Annotated in this window: 17 protein-coding genes; 6 read left to right on the forward strand and 11 right to left on the reverse strand. The window is 62.6% G+C overall.

What is annotated here, in order from left to right:
* Positions 1-12: 12 nt before the first annotated feature.
* The 4 genes from V7714_RS00680 to V7714_RS00695 form a co-directional block, all read right to left on the reverse strand.
* On the reverse strand, positions 13-1,182 hold the full coding sequence (locus V7714_RS00680; protein ID WP_335387312.1) for an acetate/propionate family kinase: 1,170 nt from the start codon (positions 1,180-1,182) through the stop codon (positions 13-15).
* Complete coding sequence (locus tag V7714_RS00685) at positions 1,179-2,600, reverse strand: bifunctional enoyl-CoA hydratase/phosphate acetyltransferase (RefSeq protein ID WP_335387313.1); 1,422 nt, start codon at positions 2,598-2,600, stop codon at positions 1,179-1,181. Before V7714_RS00685 ends, V7714_RS00680 begins: the two co-directional genes overlap by 4 nt.
* A 23-nt stretch (positions 2,601-2,623) precedes the next feature.
* The gene (fabI, locus tag V7714_RS00690) at positions 2,624-3,397 is read right to left on the reverse strand and encodes an enoyl-ACP reductase FabI (protein ID WP_335387314.1); all 774 of its coding nucleotides are present in this window, start codon (positions 3,395-3,397) and stop codon (positions 2,624-2,626) included.
* A 155-nt stretch (positions 3,398-3,552) separates the two neighbouring features.
* The gene (locus V7714_RS00695; RefSeq protein WP_335387315.1) at positions 3,553-4,788 is read right to left on the reverse strand and encodes an MgtC/SapB family protein; all 1,236 of its coding nucleotides are present in this window, start codon (positions 4,786-4,788) and stop codon (positions 3,553-3,555) included.
* 204 nt (positions 4,789-4,992) lie between these two features.
* Here V7714_RS00695 and V7714_RS00700 point away from each other — a divergent pair, with 204 nt between their 5' ends.
* The gene (locus V7714_RS00700; protein ID WP_335387316.1) at positions 4,993-6,828 is read left to right on the forward strand and encodes a S8 family serine peptidase; all 1,836 of its coding nucleotides are present in this window, start codon (positions 4,993-4,995) and stop codon (positions 6,826-6,828) included.
* 56 nt (positions 6,829-6,884) lie between these two features.
* Here V7714_RS00700 and V7714_RS00705 read toward each other — a convergent pair whose 3' ends face one another.
* Together V7714_RS00705 and V7714_RS00710 are read right to left on the reverse strand one after the other, a co-directional pair.
* A complete protein-coding gene (locus V7714_RS00705; RefSeq protein WP_335387317.1) occupies positions 6,885-7,274 on the reverse strand; it encodes an acyl-CoA thioesterase in 390 nt (129 codons plus the stop codon).
* A 3-nt stretch (positions 7,275-7,277) separates the two neighbouring features.
* The gene (locus tag V7714_RS00710) at positions 7,278-8,999 is read right to left on the reverse strand and encodes an alpha/beta hydrolase (RefSeq protein ID WP_335387318.1); all 1,722 of its coding nucleotides are present in this window, start codon (positions 8,997-8,999) and stop codon (positions 7,278-7,280) included.
* 162 nt (positions 9,000-9,161) lie between these two features.
* Between V7714_RS00710 and V7714_RS00715 the strand changes: the two genes are divergently transcribed.
* Together V7714_RS00715 and V7714_RS00720 are read left to right on the forward strand one after the other, a co-directional pair.
* A complete protein-coding gene (locus V7714_RS00715) occupies positions 9,162-9,686 on the forward strand; it encodes a peroxiredoxin (RefSeq protein WP_335387319.1) in 525 nt (174 codons plus the stop codon).
* A gap of 88 nt (positions 9,687-9,774) precedes the next feature.
* Complete coding sequence (locus V7714_RS00720) at positions 9,775-10,182, forward strand: DUF2721 domain-containing protein (RefSeq protein WP_290332477.1); 408 nt, start codon at positions 9,775-9,777, stop codon at positions 10,180-10,182.
* 142 nt (positions 10,183-10,324) lie between these two features.
* Here V7714_RS00720 and V7714_RS00725 read toward each other — a convergent pair whose 3' ends face one another.
* Complete coding sequence (locus V7714_RS00725; protein ID WP_335387320.1) at positions 10,325-11,188, reverse strand: endo alpha-1,4 polygalactosaminidase; 864 nt, start codon at positions 11,186-11,188, stop codon at positions 10,325-10,327.
* A gap of 156 nt (positions 11,189-11,344) precedes the next feature.
* On the opposite strand from V7714_RS00725, the gene V7714_RS00730 reads away from it, so the two are divergent.
* Both V7714_RS00730 and V7714_RS00735 read left to right on the forward strand, forming a co-directional pair.
* Positions 11,345-12,499, forward strand: a complete 1,155-nt coding sequence (locus V7714_RS00730; protein WP_335387321.1) for a hypothetical protein — start codon at positions 11,345-11,347, stop codon at positions 12,497-12,499.
* A gap of 151 nt (positions 12,500-12,650) precedes the next feature.
* Positions 12,651-14,096 carry a serine/threonine-protein kinase gene (locus tag V7714_RS00735; RefSeq protein ID WP_335387322.1) on the forward strand — a complete coding sequence of 482 codons (1,446 nt, stop codon included), beginning with the start codon at positions 12,651-12,653 and terminating at the stop codon, positions 14,094-14,096.
* A gap of 125 nt (positions 14,097-14,221) precedes the next feature.
* Here V7714_RS00735 and V7714_RS00740 read toward each other — a convergent pair whose 3' ends face one another.
* Together V7714_RS00740 and V7714_RS00745 are read right to left on the reverse strand one after the other, a co-directional pair.
* The gene (locus V7714_RS00740) at positions 14,222-15,742 is read right to left on the reverse strand and encodes a fumarate hydratase (RefSeq protein ID WP_335387323.1); all 1,521 of its coding nucleotides are present in this window, start codon (positions 15,740-15,742) and stop codon (positions 14,222-14,224) included.
* A 70-nt stretch (positions 15,743-15,812) separates the two neighbouring features.
* Complete coding sequence (locus V7714_RS00745; RefSeq protein ID WP_335387324.1) at positions 15,813-16,586, reverse strand: substrate-binding periplasmic protein; 774 nt, start codon at positions 16,584-16,586, stop codon at positions 15,813-15,815.
* Positions 16,587-16,740: 154 nt separating this feature from the next.
* Here V7714_RS00745 and V7714_RS00750 point away from each other — a divergent pair, with 154 nt between their 5' ends.
* Entirely contained in the window at positions 16,741-18,321 is a 1,581-nt protein-coding gene (locus V7714_RS00750; RefSeq protein ID WP_335387325.1) for an alpha-amylase, read from the forward strand.
* Here the strand turns inward: V7714_RS00750 and V7714_RS00755 are convergent.
* Both V7714_RS00755 and V7714_RS00760 read right to left on the reverse strand, forming a co-directional pair.
* The gene (locus V7714_RS00755) at positions 18,311-19,126 is read right to left on the reverse strand and encodes a ferritin-like domain-containing protein (RefSeq protein ID WP_335387326.1); all 816 of its coding nucleotides are present in this window, start codon (positions 19,124-19,126) and stop codon (positions 18,311-18,313) included. The two genes, V7714_RS00750 and V7714_RS00755, sit on opposite strands and share 11 nt — an antisense overlap.
* Positions 19,126-19,398 (reverse strand): DUF1653 domain-containing protein, encoded by a 273-nt coding sequence (locus V7714_RS00760; RefSeq protein WP_284196725.1) that lies wholly within the window; start codon positions 19,396-19,398, stop codon positions 19,126-19,128. The genes V7714_RS00755 and V7714_RS00760 overlap by 1 nt, the downstream gene beginning before the upstream one ends.
* Positions 19,399-19,406: the final 8 nt, after the last annotated feature.

The following is a 19,406-nucleotide window of genomic DNA, read 5'->3' on the forward strand; positions in this document are numbered from 1 at the left end:
CATGGCGTTTATCTATAGCAAGGCCCGGGCAGCCGTGGCGGCCATCCATTCCTCCTGGGTGGGCTCAACCACGACCTTGATACGGCTGTCGGGGCTGGATATCAAGGGGGCGTGCGCGTTGTTGGCGCTGTCGTCCAGGCTAATGCCCAGCCAGGCCAGGCCATCACAGATGCGGCGGCGTATCTCCGCGCTGCGCTCGCCCACCCCTGCAGTAAAGGCCAGCATGTCCAGCCCACCCATCACGGCGACCAGCGCGCCGCACTCCCGCACGATACGCCTGACATAGAGTGCCAGCGCCTGCCTGGCGCCAGGGTGGTCGGCTTCCTGTTGCAGCAGTACACGGGTATCGGCAGAAAGACCGGACATGCCCAGTAGACCGCTGCGCCGATACAGCAGATCGGCCAGTTGGGCGGGGCTGTAATGGGCGGTATCCAGCAGATGCAGCAGCACGCCAGGGTCCATGCTGCCGCTGCGGCTGCCCATCATCAGGCCATCTAGCGCCGAGAACCCCATGGTGGTGGCAACGCTTTGCCCTGCCTGCATGGCACACAGGCTGGCGCCGCTGCCCAGATGGGCGCAGAGCAGCCGGCCCTGGGCGGTATCACCGTGCCGTTGTGGCAGCACCTGGGCCAGATACTGGTAGGAGAGGCCGTGGAAGCCGTAGCGGCGTATGCCCTGTTGGCGCAGCTCGGGCGGTAGCGGCAGCAACTGTTCTACCTCGGGCAGGGTATGGTGGAAGGCGGTATCGAAACAGGCCAGTTGGGGTGTGCCGGGCAGCATGCCCTGGCAGTGTTCGATGGCCTCCAGCGCGTGGGGCTGGTGCAGTGGCGCCAGCGGTATCAGGCTGCGCAGGGCGGCCAGCGTGCTGCGATCCAGCCGGGTGGGGGTGACATAGCGGTCTCCGCCATGCACGACCCGGTGCACCACGCCAGCCAGCGCTTGGGCGCCCAGGTGGCGTGGCAGTTGGGCCAGGATATGCTGCAGGGCGCTCTGGATGGCTGAGGCTTGTTCTACTGGCAAGGGGTGGTCGGCCAGGCCATCCTGATAGCGTGGTTGCGGCCCATGCAGGCCACTGACCTGCCCCTGCCACAATGGGGGCATGGCCAGCGGTGTCTCTGCCAGATCGAACAGGGCGAACTTGATGCTGGATGAGCCGGCGTTGAGGGCTAGCAGCGCGCTCATGGTGGTGTGAGCCGGTAGCGGTGGGCCAGCAAGACAGCCAAGGCACAGGAGGCCAGCCGCGAGGCGAGGGAGTCGGCCCGGCTGGTCAGAACGATGGGCAGGCGGGCGCCGAGCACGATGCCGGCAGATTCGGCGTCGCCCAGGTATTCGAGCTGCTTGGCCAGCAGGTTGCCGCTTTCCAGATCGGGCACTACCAGTACATCGGCCTGGCCTGCCACGGGCGAGACGATGCCCTTGATGCGGGCCGCCGCGATGGAGACGGCATTGTCGAACGCCAGGGGGCCGTCCAGCAGGCCGCCGCTGATCTGGCCCCTATCGGCCATCTTGCAGAGGGCGGCGGCATCGAGGGTGGCGGGCATTTTGGCATTGATGGTCTCCACTGCGGCCAGAATGGCGACGCGGGGCTCTGCCACACCCACGGCATGGGCCAGATCAATGGCGTTGCGCACGATGTCGGCTTTTTCCTCCAGCGTCGGAGCGATGTTGACGGCGGCGTCGGTCAGGATGAAGGGGCGCGGATAGCTCGGCGTCTGCATCAGAAAGCAATGGGTCAGGCGGCGCTTGGTACGTAAATGGCTGCTGCGAACAATAGGGCCGAGGAATTCATCGGTATGCAGGCTGCCCTTCATGATGGCCTCCACCAGGCCCTTATCAGCCATGTCGACCGCGTGGGCGGCGGCGGCATGGCTGTGGGCGGCCTCCTCGATCTGTATACCAGCCAGGCTGCGCCCTAGCTTGTCGGCCAGGGCTTGCAGGCGGTGCAGCGGGGCGATCAGTACCGGCTCGATCAGGCCCAGCGCATGGGCATCAAGCGCAGCATTGAGGCTAATCTCATCGCAGGGGTGCACCACGGCCATGCGTATGGCGCTAAGCGGTTTGACGAATTCCAGCAGCCGGGTCGCGCCGGCACCGACATTGAGGCGTACCTCCGGCAGGGTGGCGCGGGGGCGGGCGATGCGTTCGGTCGGTGCAATTACATCGGCCTCGCCCTCGATGACGGTAACCCTTGCCTGGTTGATGCAGCGGCACGCCAGAGTCAGCCGTTTGTGCTCGGGGTCGCGGGTGGTGACTTCCACCGTGATGCGCAGTGTGTCGCCTATGCGAACCGGAGCGCGGAATTTGAGGGTCTGGCCCAGGTAGATGGTGCCAGGGCCGGGCAGGCGGGTGCCCAGCACAGCCGAGATCAAGGCGCCGCCCCACATGCCATGCGCGATAACGCCATGGAAGCGGGTAGAGGCGGCAAACTCAGGATCGACATGCTGGGGGTTGATGTCGCCGGACAGGATGGCGAAGAGCTGGATATCTTCGCGGGTCAGCGTCCGTTCTATGGTGGCGCTGTCGCCGATGGCGATTTCGTCGAATACCCGGTTGCGTATCAATCCCAGATCGTCGCTGGTATCAGGTAGGAGATTGGACATGCGTTGTCCTTTGTAACAAGGCGTCAGTTGAGTAAATGCAGGCCGCCATCGACATAGAGCGTGCCGCCGGTGATGGCCCGCCCGGCATCGCTGGCCAGAAAGGCGCATAGCGGCCCCACATCGGCGATACCCACTGGCCGATGCAGGGGGGCGCGCTGGTTGGCGTCCTGCAACAGTTGATCGAAGTGGGCGATGCCTGAGGCAGCGCGCGTGGACAGCGGGCCCGGCGAAATGGCGTTGACCCGTATGCCCTTAGCGCCCAGCTCCACGGCGAGATAGCGGGTGGCTGCCTCCAGCGCGGCCTTGACCGGCCCCATCATGCCGTATTGCGGTATGACTTCTTCCGCCCCCAGATAGCTCATGGTAATGATACTTCCGCCCTTGACCATCAGCGGCTCGGCCAGTCGTGCCATGCGCAGCAGCGAATGGCAGGATACATCCATGGCCCGGGCAAAGCCGTCGCGCGAGCAGTCCACCACCCGGCCGTGCAGGTCGTCCTTGGGGGCGAAGGCGATGGAGTGCAGCAGAAAATCCAGTTGGCCCCATTGCTGCGCTATGGCGTCGAACACCGCAGCCAGTTGGGCGTCGTCTTCTACGTCCAGTGGCAGGCACAGGCTGGCGCCCAGTTCCTGCGCCAGGGGCTCGACATGGGGCCGGGCTTTGTCGTTGAGCCAGGTGATGCCCAGCTCGGCGCCCCCCTCGCGCAATGCCTGCGCACAGGCCCAGGCTATGCTCTGGCGATTGGCTATGCCGACCACCAGGCCACGCTTGCCTTGCAGATTGATCAGGGTGTTCATGCGTAAACGTCCTGGGTAATCGTCGAAAAAGCTACTCCCAGCGATGGCGGGCGTAGGGTACGGAACGGTGACAAGCCGTTGAAAGCCGTAGTGTGACTGCTTGATACGAAGGAAATGTTGCGCTGCCGCAAGAATGCGCCAAACAGTGCCACAAGTCAGCCCGTATATATCAATAGGGCAATGATGCTGCCGAGGCCCGCCGCCAGCATGGGCCATAGCAGGCGCTTGCCGAAAGCGGCGCCGCCTATGGTGTAGGCCATGCCCAGTTTGAACAGCGTATTGGCCAGTACGGCCAGGGTGATGGCAGTGAGTGCGACTTCGCTGAGCAGCCGCTGCTGGTTGAACATGCGCAGGCTGGAGAGGGTAATGGCATCGACATCGGTCGCGCCCGACAGCAGCGCGACCACATACAGCCCGCTATTGCCGGCAATCTGGCTCAGCCAGCTGGAGGCCAGCAGGACGATGCTATAGACCAGCGCAAAGGCCAGCGCCGTCTTGAGTTCGGTCGGGTTGCTGGCGGCTGCTGCAGCGTGGGTATCAGCCTGCTTGCGCAGTTGCGGCAGGATGACCAGCAAGCCCAGCAGCAGGCCACTGCCCATGATGGTAGCCAGCGCGCCTGCCAGCGCCGGTGCTGCCACCGCACCCACGATGGACAGCCGTGCCAGTACGGTGAGGTTGGCCAGTGCCACTACCGTGGCATTGAACTGCATGTGGCTGGGGTCCTGCCTGGCTTGGCGGGCGTGGGCCAGTGTGGTGGCGGTGCTGGATACCAGGCCGCCCAGCATGCCGGCAATCAGGGTGCCGGCACGTTCGCCAAACCAGCGTAGCGCCAGGTAGCCGGCCAGCCCTACGCCGGAGATCAGCACCACCATCAGCCAGGTCTGGTAGGGGTTGAAAGCAGCATAGGGGCCGAAATCCTGATTGGGCAGGATAGGTAGTATCACCAGGCTGAGTACGGCGAACTGCAACATGCTGCGCAGATCGTCCATGCTCAGGCGCTGGGCCAGGCCGGAAAGTTCGGCCTTGAAGTGCAGCAAGACAGTGGCGGTGATGCCCAGCATGACGGCCAGGGTGCGCTGCTCATGCCAGCACAGCACACCCAGGCAGAAGCACAGTACCAGCGCGATCTGCGTGGTGGTGCCAGGGTCGTTATTGCTGGTGGGCTTGAGCAGGTAAGCACTGACGATGACCAGGGCGACGCAGAGCAGGCCGGCTGCAATCAGCCAGCTATTGCCAAGCAACTGCGCCAACAGTGCACACAGCGTGCCCAACATGGCGGTGAGGGCAAAGGTACGCAGGCCGGCGTGCGCGGCCAGGCTGCGCTCGCGCTCCAGCCCCATCAGCAAGCCCAGCGCCAGGCTGGTGATGAAGGCAGGCAGCGGCGCGAGCATTGGGTGACTCAATATCGGCATCAGTTCTGGCATGGCCGAAGTTTAGCGGGTAGCGGGATGTTTCGCCGGGCATGAGCGACCTGTCTGCATATCGCTGATGGCGTGATTCGCAGCTCGGCACACGAAAGTCGTACTTCGTCGCATCGGCTTGGTGCAGCCTGGCCTTTAGCAAGACACTGAGGGGCCCAAACAGGAGACCTGACCATGCAGAAGAAGATGTTGTGCACCTTGATTGCAACCACCATGGGCGTGATGGCGACTACCCCGCTGGTACTGGCCGATACGGCAGCAGCGCCGGTCGCCAAGCAGGCCAGGCAGGTCATCAGCAAGGCGGATGAGCTACCCCGTCGTAGCTATGTGATTTCCAAGCTGCCCAGCGAGCTGATTGAAGGCGCCAAGGGTGACATGGACGCAGTGCTGGCCGCGCTGGACAAGGACCTGGCCGATGACTTGGCGCAGTACGATATCCGCGACCGTGCTACCCGTACCGGCATGTTGTCGGCCCGGGCGCAGATAGCCACCTACCGTGGCGACTATGCCCAGGCGGCAACCTTGCTACGCGAGGTACGTGAGCAACAGGAGAAGGCGGCAGACAAGCTGCTGTCAGGTGTCTCCAGCGAGGCCATCCTGCTGGCGCGGCAACAGGGCGGGAATGACGAGAAGCAGAAAGCTGCTGTCAAAGCACGCCTTGCCGCGCAGTGGGGCGGCATGCCCTGGGATGTGGTGGGGGATAGCCTCAAGGGGGCCAAGGGCAGCCTGGAGTTGATGTCACGCAATGTTGTCATGGGCAGCATCAAGAACAGCCTGGACCCGGCTGCCAGCAACCTCAAGCTGAATGTGCCTGCCAGCGTGGTGACCGGCATTGTGTCAGTGCGCAATATGTTCGATCACACCCTGGTGTTCCGTGACGACATGGTGGCGGTACTGCAGCAGCTGGTGGACAAGAATCAGGTGGTCAAGCAGGACCTCTGGTCGCCACGCCTGGTGAGTTTGCCGGCCGAGGCCAAGGCCAGCCCGGTGGTGGTGGGCATATGGGACAGCGGTACCGATGTGGACCTGTTCAAGACGGCCAGCGTTCGTGGCATTGCCTTTGACCACGACGCCAAGCTGGTACCCGCGCTGGTACGCCCCATGGGCGAGGCGGCGTCACGCATGGGCAGCCTCAAGCAGTATATGAAGGGCTCGCTCGATATGCGTGCCGCCATCGACTCACCCGAGGCCAAGCTGCTGAAGCAGCGCATAGGGACACTGCAGCAAGGCGAGGTCAAGCAGTTCCAGGAAGATCTGGGCGCGCTGGGCATGTGGGTGCATGGCACGCATGTGGCGGGTATTGCTGTCGAGGGTAACCCGTTTGCGCGGGTAACCGCAGTGGGTATGCACTGGAGCCATAGCATCGTGCCGCAACTGCCTACCGAGGAGCGTGCCAAGCGTACGGCGGCTGCCTATCAGGCGGCGGTGGAGAGCTTTCGCAAGGCTGGGACGCGGGTGGTCAACATGAGCTGGCGTTATGGCCCTGGCGCCTATGAAGGTGCGCTGGCTTACCACAACGTGGGTAAGACGCCGGAAGAGCGCAAGCAGATGGCCAACAAGCTGTTCGAGATCGAGAAGCAGGCCTTGGAGTCGGCCATGAAGGGCGCGCCGGACATCCTGTTTGTGGCAGGTGCGGGGAATGAGGACAACAGCGCGGATTTCGCCCAGTACATACCGGCAGGGCTGGAACTGCCCAATCTGATTACCGTGGGCGCCGTGGATCAGGCTGGCACCGAGACTGGTTTCTCCAGCTTTGGCAAGACCGTTGTCGTACACGCCAATGGCTTTGAGGTAGATAGCTATATGCCGGGTGGCGAGAAGATCAAGCTCTCGGGGACTTCAATGGCATCCCCGCAGGTGGCCAACCTGGCTGGCAAACTGTTTGCCATCAAGCCCGCGCTGACGGTGGCCGAGGCCAAGGCGCTGATACTGAAAGGCGCAGAGCGCAAGGGCAGGGTCAACCTGATCAACCCCAAGGCCACGTTGGCCTTGCTGGGCCAGCAAGGTTGATGAGGTCGCAGCAAGCGATAAGCGCAGCGGGCCTGGTAGCGCGACTGCCAGGCCCGCTAGCCTTTGCGCATTGCTTCGAAGCGGGCTTGTAGCTCGCCGTCCAGAAGCAAGGGGCGTGGGCTGCTGGCCGACAGGCAGGCGACGGTCACATCGGCCATCGCCACGGTCTTGCCATCACGGCTGATAAGTTGCTGCAGCACGCCGTGGCGCTCGCCCAGTTCAATCAGTTCAGTCTCTATGGCCAATCTATCGCCCAGCTTGGCAGGCCTGACATAGCGGATATCGATGCGACTGACTACCACCATGATGCCCTGCGAGCCGAACCAGGACAGGTCGGCCAGGCTTTGGCGGGCTTCATCCAGAAATTCCAGGTAGCGGGCATTGTTGACGTGGCCGTAGGCATCGCAATGAAAGGTGCAGACGGTTTTATGCAGGATAGGGGACATGGCTTAAAGTGGCGCGCACAGTTCGGTGGCTTCCTCCAGCCAACCCTGCGCCGACAGCCTGGCAAGCTCACTGCTACTGCTGCTGAAACGGTAGTTGAGGTCGCCTCCACGGAGGTGGGCATTGTTGTAGCTGCGGCTGATCGCCAGTGTGCCACTGGGGCAGCTACCGTCTGGCCCAGGCAGGGCTAGGTAGAATGGGTGGCCCATATAGAGCCAGTCCGGCAAGGTCTTGCCCCATTCGCACAGTGCCTGGTCGGGTGAGTAGTAGAGGCTGTCGCCCCCGCCCAGTACCACCGGGCCTGCGTGGTAGAAGCGGCAGATGGCCTGACTGTTCAGTCCCTGTGGCGCTGCCTGCCAGGCCTTGAAGCGCTGGCCGGTGGCAACCCAGCCTTGGCTGGCATAGGCGGTCATCAGGTCTATCTCGGCAGTATCGATAGCAGTCAGGTAGTTGCCGGTCTGGCTGTTGACGTACTCGGTAATCAGTATCTGGCCTGGCGCTACGCTGCGTGGCAAGGTGGCATCGAGCAGCAGGCTATCGGTCTTGCCATTGGCGATGCTGGCCGTTTGTACCAGCTTGCTCAGTGCCGTGGCATCACCTTTGAGATAGGCGTCGAAGAAGGGGATGGTCCAGCCGTAGATATCGTTGGCATACTCGGGCAGGTATTGATGGGGCACGTCTCTCAGCTGCACGAAGTAACGGCTGCCACGCATCTTCTCGACCGCCTTGAGCGACATGGACAGGGGCGCTACCAGATCGGCCGTGCCGGCAATGGCCATGACGGGCCGGGTGATGCGGCTGGCGCTCTCCTGGCCACGACCGAAGGCTGGCAGGAAGCTCTGCCCGGCATAGGGCACAAAGGTGGCGACCGCCTTGATGCGGGCATCCTGCGCAACAGGGCGGGAATCCAGATTCAGATTGCGGGTCAGCTCGGCACCCAGGCTGAGCATCAATGCCTCGCCACCCAGGCTGCCGCCAAAGCCGCCTATCTGGTCGGGGTGGATACGGTCGCGATAGCCAGGTCGGTTAAGCAGGTCGGTAATGGCGGCGCTGATCGCGAGCGGCCGCAATGCCTGTAGTTCCACGTATTCGTCGAAGTTGAAGATCAAGTCGCCCAGATCGGAGAGGTCTTCGATTTCCACCTGCTTGATACGGGTATCACCATGAAACGGGTTGATGACCACATAGCCGTGGCTGGCAAAGCGGGTAATGCTGCCCAGGGCATGCTCATTGAGCGGACTGCCGCCCATGCCGTGGGAGTACATGATCAGGGGGTAGCGGTTGTTGTCTGGAAACAGGGGCAGTTCGCCCGCGCCATCCATATGCGGTATGGCCCTGCCATCAGGCAAAAGGTAATCCGGCCGGGGATTGTTGGCGGTGGTGGGGTAGCACACCAGCGAGACCATGGGCAGGGCAGTATTGGCAAATCGGGGATACAGGCTGTAGTCGCCTGGGACAGCCAGATTGAAGTTGATGGCCGCCTGTGGCTGGGCTAGTACCTCGGTGAGGTAGCGCATCTGGCCGTTGATAATGGCGCCGTCCCATAGCTGATCAAGGCTGACACCGGCCTGGGCGATGGCGGCCGTATCCAGCGCAAGATTGCTGCAGGCAACAGGATAGGGGCCGGTCGCAGCAGGCGTGGGCATGACACGCGCGTGGTTGCCTGTGGCGCTGGCCAGGTTGGCAAACAGGCTCAGCATCAGGGCAATCATGGATTTGATGGGCATGGGGTCGCTAGGCAAGGAAGTGGAACGGTGCAGCGGTATTATCCACCGACTTGGGTTTGGACAGTACTTTTGCCACCCGGTTCTGCAGATGCTGCCGCAGGCGGGGGAACCTGCTACTCTGCCGGGCATCCAAGTTGGGTTGTTTTGGCAGGATTGAAGAAGATGATGAAGATCAGGACGTTTTTGGCCTTTTTGCTGCTGGCGGTGGGCATGTTGGCCCGCGCCGATGTCAGCCCCGGCGACGGCATGCCGGCATTTGCCTTGACCGACCAGACGGGCAAGCTGCGCAGCAGTGACGAATTCAAGGGCAAATGGCTGGTGCTGTACTTTTACCCCAAGGCCGATACCCCCGGTTGTACCGAGGAGGCTTGCAGCTTCCGCGATGATATCGTGCTGCTGCGGGCGCTGGGCGCCGAGGTGGTGGGCGTGAGCACGGACGACGTGGCAGCGATCAGGGAGTTTGGCCGTAAACATGAACTCCCCTTTACCCTGCTGGCCGACCCTGATGGCAAGACGGCGCAGAAGTACGGTGCGTTGGTGAACCTGGGGGTGATGAAGTTTGCCAAGCGCCATAGCTTCCTGATTGATCCGGATGGGCGCATCGTCAAGCGCTACAAGGACGTGGATACCAAGGACTACGCCAAGACCATTCTGGTGGACTTGCGGGCGCTGAACAAAAAGAGCTGAATCGACAATTGCTGGGCTGTCCTGCCGCTTGGACAGGACAAACTGTGTCGTCTAAATCACCCAAATCGTATTGCGAAGGCTGTCCTGCATGGAAATCAGTGTTCCTGCCCTGCTGTTCCCTGCCATATCCTTGCTGCTGCTGGCATATACCAACCGTTTTCTCGGCATCTCCAGCGTCATACGCAAGCTCTACGAGGATTACAAGACCGCGCCTGATCCCAAGATCGTGCGGCAGATTGCCAACCTGCGTAAGCGGGTAACCCTGATACGGCGCATGCAGGTGGTGGGGGTGGGTAGCCTGTTCCTGTGCGTGCTGTGCATGTTCCTGATTTTCTTCGGCCTGGCGACGGCCGCCCATACCGTGTTCGGTATCAGCCTGATCTGCCTGCTGATTTCGCTCGGTTTGTCGATCACCGAGATAGGCATGTCCAGCGAGGCCTTGAATATCCTGCTGGCGGATATGGAAGAAGACTTGGCTCGCCACGATGGTGAGTAGGTGACGTTTATGGGTGGCGCGGCGGTATGAAGTTGTTGAGTCTACGCGGCCAAGGATGAGTAAAAACAGCCCCCGAGGGGGGGCTGTTTTTATTGGTGCTGGCAGCGCAGTAGAGGTGCTTCGCTACTGAGCCTAGCGGCGTTTAACAGCCTTGGCGGAATGCGCCCAGCTCCAGCCGCTTGATGATGGCCGTCAGCCCCAGCGATTGGGCTGTAGGGCAGACCTTTTCGGGGGTCTGGCCCTCTTCGACATACTCCAGTGCAAACACGGGTCGATTGCTCTGCAGGTAGGCATTCATATCGCTGCACCAGCCCTGCTTGACGCATTGTTCGACAATGGCGAAATCGTAATAGCCTTGCAACTGGGCGGTAAGCGCCTGCACATTCTTCTGGCCCACGGCCAGGCCACGGGCATGGGCCTCGCGGGCAATCCAGCGGTTATAGGCCAACTGGTCGGTCTGGGTGATGGGGAAGCCGGTGTCCTGCAGGTAGTTGTCCAGGTTGTCGGGATCTATGCCGTCAAAGCCCTTGCTTTTGCAGAGGTCCATGCGGGCGCGCATGATGGGCGCCAGAGTGGCGTACTGGCGTATGTCCAGCCACTTCTCGCCGGCCCAGCCTGCATAGTTCTTACCCAGCACGGCGGCCGGGAAGGCGTCCTTGTCACTGCGCCAGTTTTCCCAGGCACCCACGTTGATGTAACACAGCAGGCGCCGGCCCTTGGCCTTCAGGTTGGCGATGGTGGCGGCGTCTGTGTCGTATAGGTCCAGATCGTAGACCTCGGCATTGACGTTGGTATCGATCGTGCCATCGAACTGTATCTGGAAGCTGACGCCACGGGCGGGCTTCCACCAACTGGCTGCTGCTGGCGGGGCAGGGTAGACCGGTACTGGGTCGACTGGCTCGGGATTGGTGCCACCACCGCCGCTGTCGCCACCGCCACCACAGGCAGCAAGCATGAGGGTCAGTGTCAGTGTCAGAGGCAGGGCAACTTGGCGTAGGCTGGGCATGGGGTGGCTCAATGAAATTATCGCGGCATGATGGCTTGCCTGACCTGTACAGGCAAGTGCGCAGGATTCTCCTATGATCAAGCATTGCCTGCCTGGAGAAACAACACCATGAAGCATGCCTTGCTCCCCATTCCGATGCTACTGGGACTAGCAGCAATGCCAGCATGGGCGGCCAGCCCGGCACCACAGGCGCAAGCCTGGATGGATCTGGCTACCTATAGCGGCGGTATGCCCGGCATGCCGGGCGGTGGTGGCATGCTGGGTTCGCTGTTGGGCCGTGGCAAGGGCGGTAATGTGTTTGGCAATACCCAGACGGGGCCGGCAGGGCGTTGGATGGATGTGACCCTCTACAGCCGCAGCAAGCCTGACCTGCGTGAGGCCACGCAGCAGGTGCCGGAGAGCAGCCGGCTGGCGCCTGTGCTCAAGCTGCTTAGCCCGGTGGAAGGCAAGCCGGTGCCACTGGGGACGCCGGACGAAGTGACCGAACAACCGGAGTATCACAAGCCCAAGGGCAAGATTTTGCTGTATTGGGGGTGCGGCGCCGAGGTACGCAAGGGCCAGCCCAGGGTAATGGATATGGCCAAGGCCAACCCGGCCGAACTGGCAAAGTTCTTCCAGAGCCGGCGAGCGACCACGCGTGGTGCCCATAGCACGCCGGGTCGGCCGATCTGGCCCAGCAAGCCGGACAACCGGCTGATACCCGAGGGGGCATCGCTGGTGGGGGAGCATGGTTTCAGTGGCGACGGCGTGCCGGAAGGATTCCGCTTTACGCTGGGTGCTGCTCACGATTTGATGCCGGCCATCGTCTTAAAGCAGCAAGACCAGGGTAGCGCCTGGGCGTTGAGCTGGCAGCCCATGGCGCAGGCACAGGCGTGGTTTCTGGCAAGCATGAGCATGCGGGGCGAGGATGAGATGGTGGTCTGGACGTCAAGCGAGCAGGCGGACATGGGATTCGGCCTGCTGGACTACCAGCCCAATGCGGCTGTGCAGCGCTGGCTGAAGGACAAGGTGTTGCTAAAGCCGGCCACCACCGAATGCAGTGTGCCCAAGGAGGCCATGGGTGAGGCTGGTATGCTGCGGATAATCGCCTTCGGCGAGGAATTGAACCTCGTCCACCCGCCTCGGCCCAAGGATGTGAAAGCACCGTGGCAGCCGATCTGGGCGGTGAAACTGCGGCTGAAATCGGTGGCTACCAGCATGCCGGGGATGGATATGGGCAAGATGATGAAGGATGCCGCCAAGCAGGAGGCGGAGGATACCAAGCAGGCGCCCGGTGCAATTGACTTGCTCAAGGGCATATTCGGCAAGTAAGCTGCGAGTCCTTGACTGTTAGGACGTTGCCATAATGAGGGTGAAATACGTCAGGGTTATAAGCGGCAGTAAAATTTCTTGCTTGGCAAGAGTTTCTAACTGGTCGTATTCCGCAACATGGAAGTCGTGATAGCCGAGCTAAAATACACAGATGGATAAACTCGGGCACTACCGTATCGACGCTACCCTTGGGCAGGGGGCCATGGGCGTTGTTTATCGCGCTGTTGACGAGCGGCTCGATCGCACCGTCGCGCTCAAAGTCTTGCGCCTCAACCTGAGTGCGGAAGAGCGGGCGGAGTATGCGCCGCGTCTGCAGCAGGAGGCCAAATCTGCCGCCAGGCTCAACCACCCCAATATCATCACGGTCTACGACTGCGGCGATGTGGATGGACAGACCTATCTGGCCATTGAATATGTGGAAGGCAAGACCCTGCAGCAGTTGCTGGAGAACGGGGTCAAGATTTCCAATGGCCGGGTGCTCAAGCTGGCTGGCCAACTGTTCGGTGCGCTGGCCTATGCCCACGAGCATGAGGTGGTGCACCGCGATATCAAGCCGGCCAACCTGATGCTGACCGCCGACGGCCGGCTCAAGATTACCGATTTCGGCATTGCCCAACTGCCTGCCAGTGATTTGACCCGTGCTGGCACCCTGGTGGGATCGCCCCGCTATATGGCGCCCGAGCAGATCGAAGGCAAGAAACTCGATGGTCGCGCCGACATCTTTGCTGCAGGCATTGTGTTGTATGAAGTGCTGACGGGTGTGCGGCCGTTTGATGGCGAACATGTGGCGACCATTGCCTACCGCATACTGCATGAGCAGCCGACCGATATTCGCAGCCTGAACCCGGAAGTTTCGCCCTGGTTGGCCGAGCTGGTGATGCGCTGCCTGGAGAAAGACCCGGCCAAGCGCTTCCAGACAGCACGCGAGGCCCGTAGCGCCCTGCGCGAGCAGGCTAATCAAGCCAAGACGGGTGCGCACCCCGAGTTGGCGGATACCAATCCGAGCGCAGCTGCTCCTGAATTACCCGCAGCGCCAGAGGTGGCGGCGACACCGTTGCGCCGCTATGCCCCCTGGGCGGCCGTGGCCACCATCGTGCTGGTGGGTGGCATCAGTGCGGCAGTATTGCTGGGCCGTGGAGCAGGTAAGGACGCGGCTGCAGCAGATGCCGCCGCTGCCAAGGCCATGGTGCAGACCGAGGTACTGGAGCCGCCTGGCGCCCCTGGCTCATTACCTGCCAAGGCCGCCATGCCGGTGATAGACCGGACGGCAGGGCAGGGCGACAGCGTAGCAGCTACTACGCCGGCACCCACAACGGCACCGGCGACGACGGTGCCTGGCAAGCCCATCGAGGTTATTACACTGAGCGATGACGGCAAGGTCAAGACCACGGCGAACAAGCCCAAGCCCAAACCCAAGCCGGGCGATGCCACGGTGGCCGAGCCCGTGCGCGTAACGCCTGTACCCAGGCGCGAGTCCCCGCCGGATCGCGGCACCGAGGAGAAGCCCCGTACCGAAAACCGTACTGCGGCGGACAAGGCAGCTTGCAAGGATGGCGCAAACTGCGCCAAGCCCGCACCATTTAAGCGTGATCGCTGAGCGGGTGCTCATGTGACAAGCCAGAACCGCTAAACGAGGTTGATGGCGGCGCCAATTGCCGCGCCCTTAAAAAAAACGCCCCATCGGGGCGTTTTGTTTTTGGGCTGTCCGGTGGGCAGTGCGCCTTATTGCACGGCCAGCGGAATCTTGCCTATGCGGGCTTGCCATTCGGCGGGGCCGGTCTTGTGCACCGAGCTGCCCACAGAATCTACGGCCACGGTCACGGGCATGTCCACCACGTCGAATTCATAGATGGCCTCCATGCCCAGGTCGGCAAAACCCACCACCTTGGCGCCCTTGATGGCCTTGGATACCAGGTAGGCGGCACCGCCTACGGCCATCAGATAGACCGACTGGTGCTTCTTGATGGCATCGAGGCCGGCAGGGCCGCGCTCGGCCTTGCCCACCATGCCCAGCAGGCCAGTGGCGGCCAGCACCTGCTCGGTAAACTTGTCCATGCGGGTGGCGGTGGTGGGGCCGGCTGGGCCGACGACTTCGTCACGTACCGGATCAACCGGGCCGACGTAGTAGATAAAGCGGTTCTTGAAATCCACCGGCAGGGCTTCGCCCTTGTTGAGCATGTCTACCATGCGCTTGTGGGCGGCATCGCGGCCGGTCAGCAGCTTGCCATTGAGCAGCAGGGTCTGGCCGGGCTTCCAGCTGGCGACTTCTTCGCGGGTGACGGTATCGAGGTTGACACGGGTCGCCTCGGCCGAAGGCGTCCAGGTCACTTGCGGCCAGTCTTCCAGCTTGGGGGCTTCCAGCTGGGCAGGGCCGGAGCCATCCAGCTCGAAGTGCACATGGCGGGTGGCGGCGCAGTTGGGGATCATGGCCACGGGGAGCGAGGCCGCGTGGGTGGGGTAGTCCAGTATCTTGATATCCAGCACGGTGGCCAGGCCGCCCAGGCCTTGTGCACCTATGCCCAGGGCATTGACCTTCTCGAACAGCTCCAGGCGCAACTCCTCCACCCGATTTTGCGGGCCACGGGCAATCAGGTCCTGGATGTCGATAGGTTCCATCAGCGACTTCTTGGCCAGCAGCATGGCTTTTTCGGCCGTACCACCTATGCCTATGCCCAGCATGCCTGGTGGGCACCAGCCTGCACCCATCAGGGGGACGGTCTTGAGCACCCACTCGACGATGCTGTCGGAGGGGTTGAGCATGACGAACTTGGATTTGTTCTCGGAACCACCGCCCTTGGCGGCAATGTGCACTTCCACGGTGTTGCCCGGCACGATCTCGAAATGCGTGATGGCGGGGGTATTGTCGCGGGTGTTCCGGCGGGCGCCAGCCGGGTCGGCCAGTACCGAGGCACGCAGCTTGTTGTCCGGGTGCAGATAGGCCTGGCGGGTGCCCTCGTTGACCATATCCTCAACGCCCATGGTGGCGTCGGCCCAGCGTACATCCATACCAATCTTGACGAAGGCGCAGACTATGCCGGTGTCTTGGCAGATGGGGCGGTGGCCTTCGGCACACATGCGGCTATTGGTCAGTATCTGCGCAATGGCGTCCTTGGCGGCTGGCGACTGCTCCAGTTCGTAGGCGCGTCCCAAGCTCTGGATATAGTCCTTGGGATGGTAATAGGAGATGTACTGCAGGGCATCGGCAATGCTGTCGATGAAGTCCTGCTGACGGATGATGGTCATGGCGGGGCTCCGTGAGGGGCGATCGGGGGAATAGGCAATTATACCGGATGCAGGCGCCAGGGCCGAACGCTCACGGTTGCCGCATGGCAGCCTCGGCCCGCTTGTAGTCGGCAGAGTCGCGTACCGTGGGCAGGGCCTGCCAGATTCTTTGGGCCAGCGCCTCGTCCCGGGCGTAGAAAGACTTGGAGAAAAGCAGGTAATAGGCGCGCTCGGTCAGCGGCGGGTAAAGCCGTTCTATGCGTGCGCTGAACTCCGGGTTGGCTGCAATGGAGGCATCGCCTTCGCTGCTTAGCAAGGCTACGGCTACAACCCGGCCCAGCAGGAGCTTGCGCAGATTGTCATCGGCGCTGGCCGCGCCGGTGTCCACGCTCAAGCCGGCGGTCTTGAGCTGTTCAACAATGGAGTAACCGGCCTGTGCGCCGACATTGCCCTCTATCCCGCTAAAGCGCTTGCCGTCCCAACTGGGTGTGCTGCCCTTGAGCCGGAACAGGCTGTAGCTCTCGGCACGCATGCGCAGGTTGGTGTCCGGCACACTGCCGACCATGGGGTAGACACCTACTTCCATGCGCTCGGGCCGGAAGCTGGCAGCGACGGCGCCATCATGGCGGTTTTCGCCCAGTTCCAGCAGACAGCGCTTCCAGGGCAGGGCCTGCAGCTCGAAATGCACATTGACGCGCCCTTCCAGCAGCTTGAGCAGGGTGAAGTCCAGCCCTTGGCCACCCTTGACGCGCCAGGGGTAGACGTCTTCCTGGTCGTAGCACAGCCGCACGGTAGCAGGTGGTGCGGCCTGTGCCGTAGTCAGCAGCAGGCTGGTCAGCAGGGTCAGCAGGCTTGAAAGGCGCATGGCGGGGCCGTGGAGAGAGCTATTGCTCTCTTTGTAGACGTTTTCGCGGGTAGTCGGTTCGGTTTGACTACCTAATCGGCTGCCCGGATGATCGGCGGTCTGAACTGTTCCTCGATGGACAGTCGTGCAAAACATAATGAGATCGGAGTGACCTGTGTTTGAGCAAAATCGTCGTTATCTGGCCTGCCTGGCCGCCCTGAGCCTGGCTGCCTGTGGCGGAGGTGGTGGCGGTGGCGGTGGCGGTGGAGATGGGGGTGGCACCACTCCCCCACCCACCACCCCAACCCGCCCGGTGCTGGACCCTACCTACCGCGCCAGCGGCCGCGCTGCTGCTGGTGACACCTTTGTCCACCTGTTTGAATGGAAATGGACCGATATCGCCAGCGAGTGCGAAACCCAGCTGGGGCCCAAGGGTTACAAGGCAGTGCAGGTGTCGCCGCCGCAGGAGGACATACAGGGCAGCCAGTGGTGGACCCGATACCAGCCGGTGAGCTACAGCATAGGCCTGAGCCGCTCGGGCAGCAGTACCGAGTTCGTTGATATGGTGAACCGCTGCAAGGCTGTGGGTGTGGGCATCTATGTGGATGCCGTGATCAACCATATGTCGGCCGGTAGCGGTACCGGTCGCAATGGTACGGTCTATAGCAAGTACAGCTATCCGGGCCTCTATACCCAGGCGGATTTTCATCCGGCCTGCGGCATCAACAACTACCAGAGCGCCGCCAATGTGCAGGATTGCGAGCTGGTAGGCCTGGCCGATCTCAAGACGGACTCCGCCACCGTGCAGCAAAGGATTGCGGACTATCTGCTGGCGTTGTCACGCCTGGGCGTTGCCGGTTTCCGCCTGGATGCCGCCAAGCATATTCAGCCGGTGGAACTCAACGGCGTGATCAGCAAGGTCAACCAGGCGCTGGCGGCAGAAGGCCGGGCCTTGCCCTACTACTTTGCCGAGGTGATCGATTACGGCGGTGAGGGGGTGGCAGCCCGTGATTACTTTGGCCTGGGTTACAGCACGGCTGGGGCCGTGGATATCACCGAGTTCAAGTTCCGTGGCATAGGCGACAAGTTCCTGGGGACTGGAGGCCAGAAGCTGGCGCAACTCAACCCCACTGGCGCCAGCGGCAGCCAGTTCTCCGAGACCGCCTGGGGGTTGATGCCGGCTGACAAGGCGGTGGTGTTTGTGGAGAACCACGATAGCCAGCGAGAGGGTGGGATTTCCTACCGGGACGGCACGGCTTACCGGCTGGCTAATGTCTGGATGCTGGCGCAGCCTTACGGCTATCCGTCGGTCATGTCCAGCTATGGCTTTGACCGCAACAGCCAGGCTGGGCGCGATGCGGGCCCACCGGCGCCGGCCGCCTGCGCCAGTGCGCTGGAAGCCGCCAGCGTGGGTAGCTGGGTGTGCGAGCACCGTGACCCGATGATTGCCAATATGGTGGCTTTCCGCCGCGCCGTTGCCGGCACCCCGGTGGCAAACTGGTGGGACAATGGTGGCAACGCCATTGCCTTCTCGCGTGGCGACAAAGGTTTTGTGCTCATCAATCGCGAAACGACCGACCTCAACCGCAGCTTTGATACCGGCTTGCCGGCTGGCAGCTATTGCGATGTGCTGGCGGGTGGCAAGCAGGCGGGCACCTGCCTGGGCCGGGTTGTGGTGGTGGGGGTGGACGGCAAGGCCAGCCTGAATCTTGGCGGCAATGCGGCTGTGGTGCTGCAGGCCGGTATCAGGCTGTAGTGCTGCGCCCTGCGTAGTCGAGCAGGGCGTTGAGTTCTGCCATCTCGAAGCCCGCCTGCAGGCGGGCTTCGACATTCAGTTCGCCTATGCTGCGCGAGATGTCGAAGTCCTCCAGGTATTGGCGGAAGGTGGCGATTGGGTCCAGCCCGCGCTGCGCGCAGGCCCAGCGGAACCAGCGATTGCCTATGGCCACATGGCCCACTTCGTCGCGGAAGATGATGTCCAGTATGGCGACGGCCCTGGGGTCGCCTGCTGCCTGCAGGCGGGCCTGCATGCCTGGGGTGACATCCAGTCCACGGGCTTCGAGCAGGCGCGGCACCAGGGCCATGCGGGTCAGCATGTCGCCAGCTGTCTTCTCGGCCATGGTCCATAGGCCGTTATGTGCCAGGAAATCGCCATAGCGATGGCCCAGCGTGGCCAGGTGGTCTGCCAGCAGACCAAAATGGCCTGCCTCCTCGGCAGCAACCTGCAGCCAGTCCTGGTAATACGCGCGGGGCAAGCCAGGAAATCGACAAGCCGCATCCAGTGCCAGATTGATGGCATTGAACTCGATATGGGCTATGGCATGGATCAGCGCGGCGCGGCCCGCGACCGTACCCAGGCGGCGGCGCGGAACATCCAGTGGGGCAACCAGTTCTGGTCTGGCAGGCCTGCCTACCGTTGCGGGTGGCGCTTGGTGGGGGCCGTCGTGATCCAGCCGCCCACCCTGCCAGTCTGCCCACAATGCCTGGGCCATGCGGGCCTTGGCATAGGGGTCGGATTCCGCCAGGGCAGCGTGGAGGGCAGGGTAGAGCGATGCCGCCATCAGCCGGCCTTGGCAGCCCGCCGCTTGGCCTTGGCCTCATCTACCGCCGCCTGTGCCGCAGCCCGGTCGCCTTGCATGGCGGTAGTGACTTCGGTGGCCGAGATAGGCGTGAAGCGGCTCTCGAATTCCTGCCGATCACGTACCCACAGGCCTTGCTCAAAGGGCCAGAGGTGTTCGTAGACGACCACGTCGCCGGTGGTATCGGCCGAGCGGGCGTGGGCGACAAAGCGGTAGAGGCCGCCATCGGTATGGCGATAGTGCAGATGGGACATGATATGGA

The organism is Chitinimonas sp. JJ19 (assembly GCF_036961565.1).
Classification (GTDB): Bacteria; Pseudomonadota; Gammaproteobacteria; order Burkholderiales; family Chitinimonadaceae; genus Chitinimonas.

What these genes read in the sequence shown, in the direction of transcription:
- V7714_RS00740 (WP_335387323.1), bottom strand. Translation starts at nt 15,742, where the DNA reads ATGACCATCATCCGTCAGCAGGACTTCATCGACAGCATTGCCGATGCC.
- V7714_RS00745 (WP_335387324.1), bottom strand. Translation starts at nt 16,586, where the DNA reads ATGCGCCTTTCAAGCCTGCTGACCCTGCTGACCAGCCTGCTGCTGACT.
- V7714_RS00680 (WP_335387312.1), bottom strand. Translation starts at nt 1,182, where the DNA reads ATGAGCGCGCTGCTAGCCCTCAACGCCGGCTCATCCAGCATCAAGTTC.
- V7714_RS00715 (WP_335387319.1), top strand. Translation starts at nt 9,162, where the DNA reads ATGATGAAGATCAGGACGTTTTTGGCCTTTTTGCTGCTGGCGGTGGGC.
- V7714_RS00705 (WP_335387317.1), bottom strand. Translation starts at nt 7,274, where the DNA reads ATGTCCCCTATCCTGCATAAAACCGTCTGCACCTTTCATTGCGATGCC.
- V7714_RS00730 (WP_335387321.1), top strand. Translation starts at nt 11,345, where the DNA reads ATGCCAGCATGGGCGGCCAGCCCGGCACCACAGGCGCAAGCCTGGATG.
- V7714_RS00695 (WP_335387315.1), bottom strand. Translation starts at nt 4,788, where the DNA reads ATGCTCGCGCCGCTGCCTGCCTTCATCACCAGCCTGGCGCTGGGCTTG.
- V7714_RS00700 (WP_335387316.1), top strand. Translation starts at nt 4,993, where the DNA reads ATGCAGAAGAAGATGTTGTGCACCTTGATTGCAACCACCATGGGCGTG.
- V7714_RS00760 (WP_284196725.1), bottom strand. Translation starts at nt 19,398, where the DNA reads ATGTCCCATCTGCACTATCGCCATACCGATGGCGGCCTCTACCGCTTT.
- V7714_RS00755 (WP_335387326.1), bottom strand. Translation starts at nt 19,126, where the DNA reads ATGGCGGCATCGCTCTACCCTGCCCTCCACGCTGCCCTGGCGGAATCC.
- fabI (WP_335387314.1), bottom strand. Translation starts at nt 3,397, where the DNA reads ATGAACACCCTGATCAATCTGCAAGGCAAGCGTGGCCTGGTGGTCGGC.
- V7714_RS00720 (WP_290332477.1), top strand. Translation starts at nt 9,775, where the DNA reads ATGGAAATCAGTGTTCCTGCCCTGCTGTTCCCTGCCATATCCTTGCTG.
- V7714_RS00735 (WP_335387322.1), top strand. Translation starts at nt 12,651, where the DNA reads ATGGATAAACTCGGGCACTACCGTATCGACGCTACCCTTGGGCAGGGG.
- V7714_RS00725 (WP_335387320.1), bottom strand. Translation starts at nt 11,188, where the DNA reads ATGCCCAGCCTACGCCAAGTTGCCCTGCCTCTGACACTGACACTGACC.
- V7714_RS00710 (WP_335387318.1), bottom strand. Translation starts at nt 8,999, where the DNA reads ATGCCCATCAAATCCATGATTGCCCTGATGCTGAGCCTGTTTGCCAAC.
- V7714_RS00685 (WP_335387313.1), bottom strand. Translation starts at nt 2,600, where the DNA reads ATGTCCAATCTCCTACCTGATACCAGCGACGATCTGGGATTGATACGC.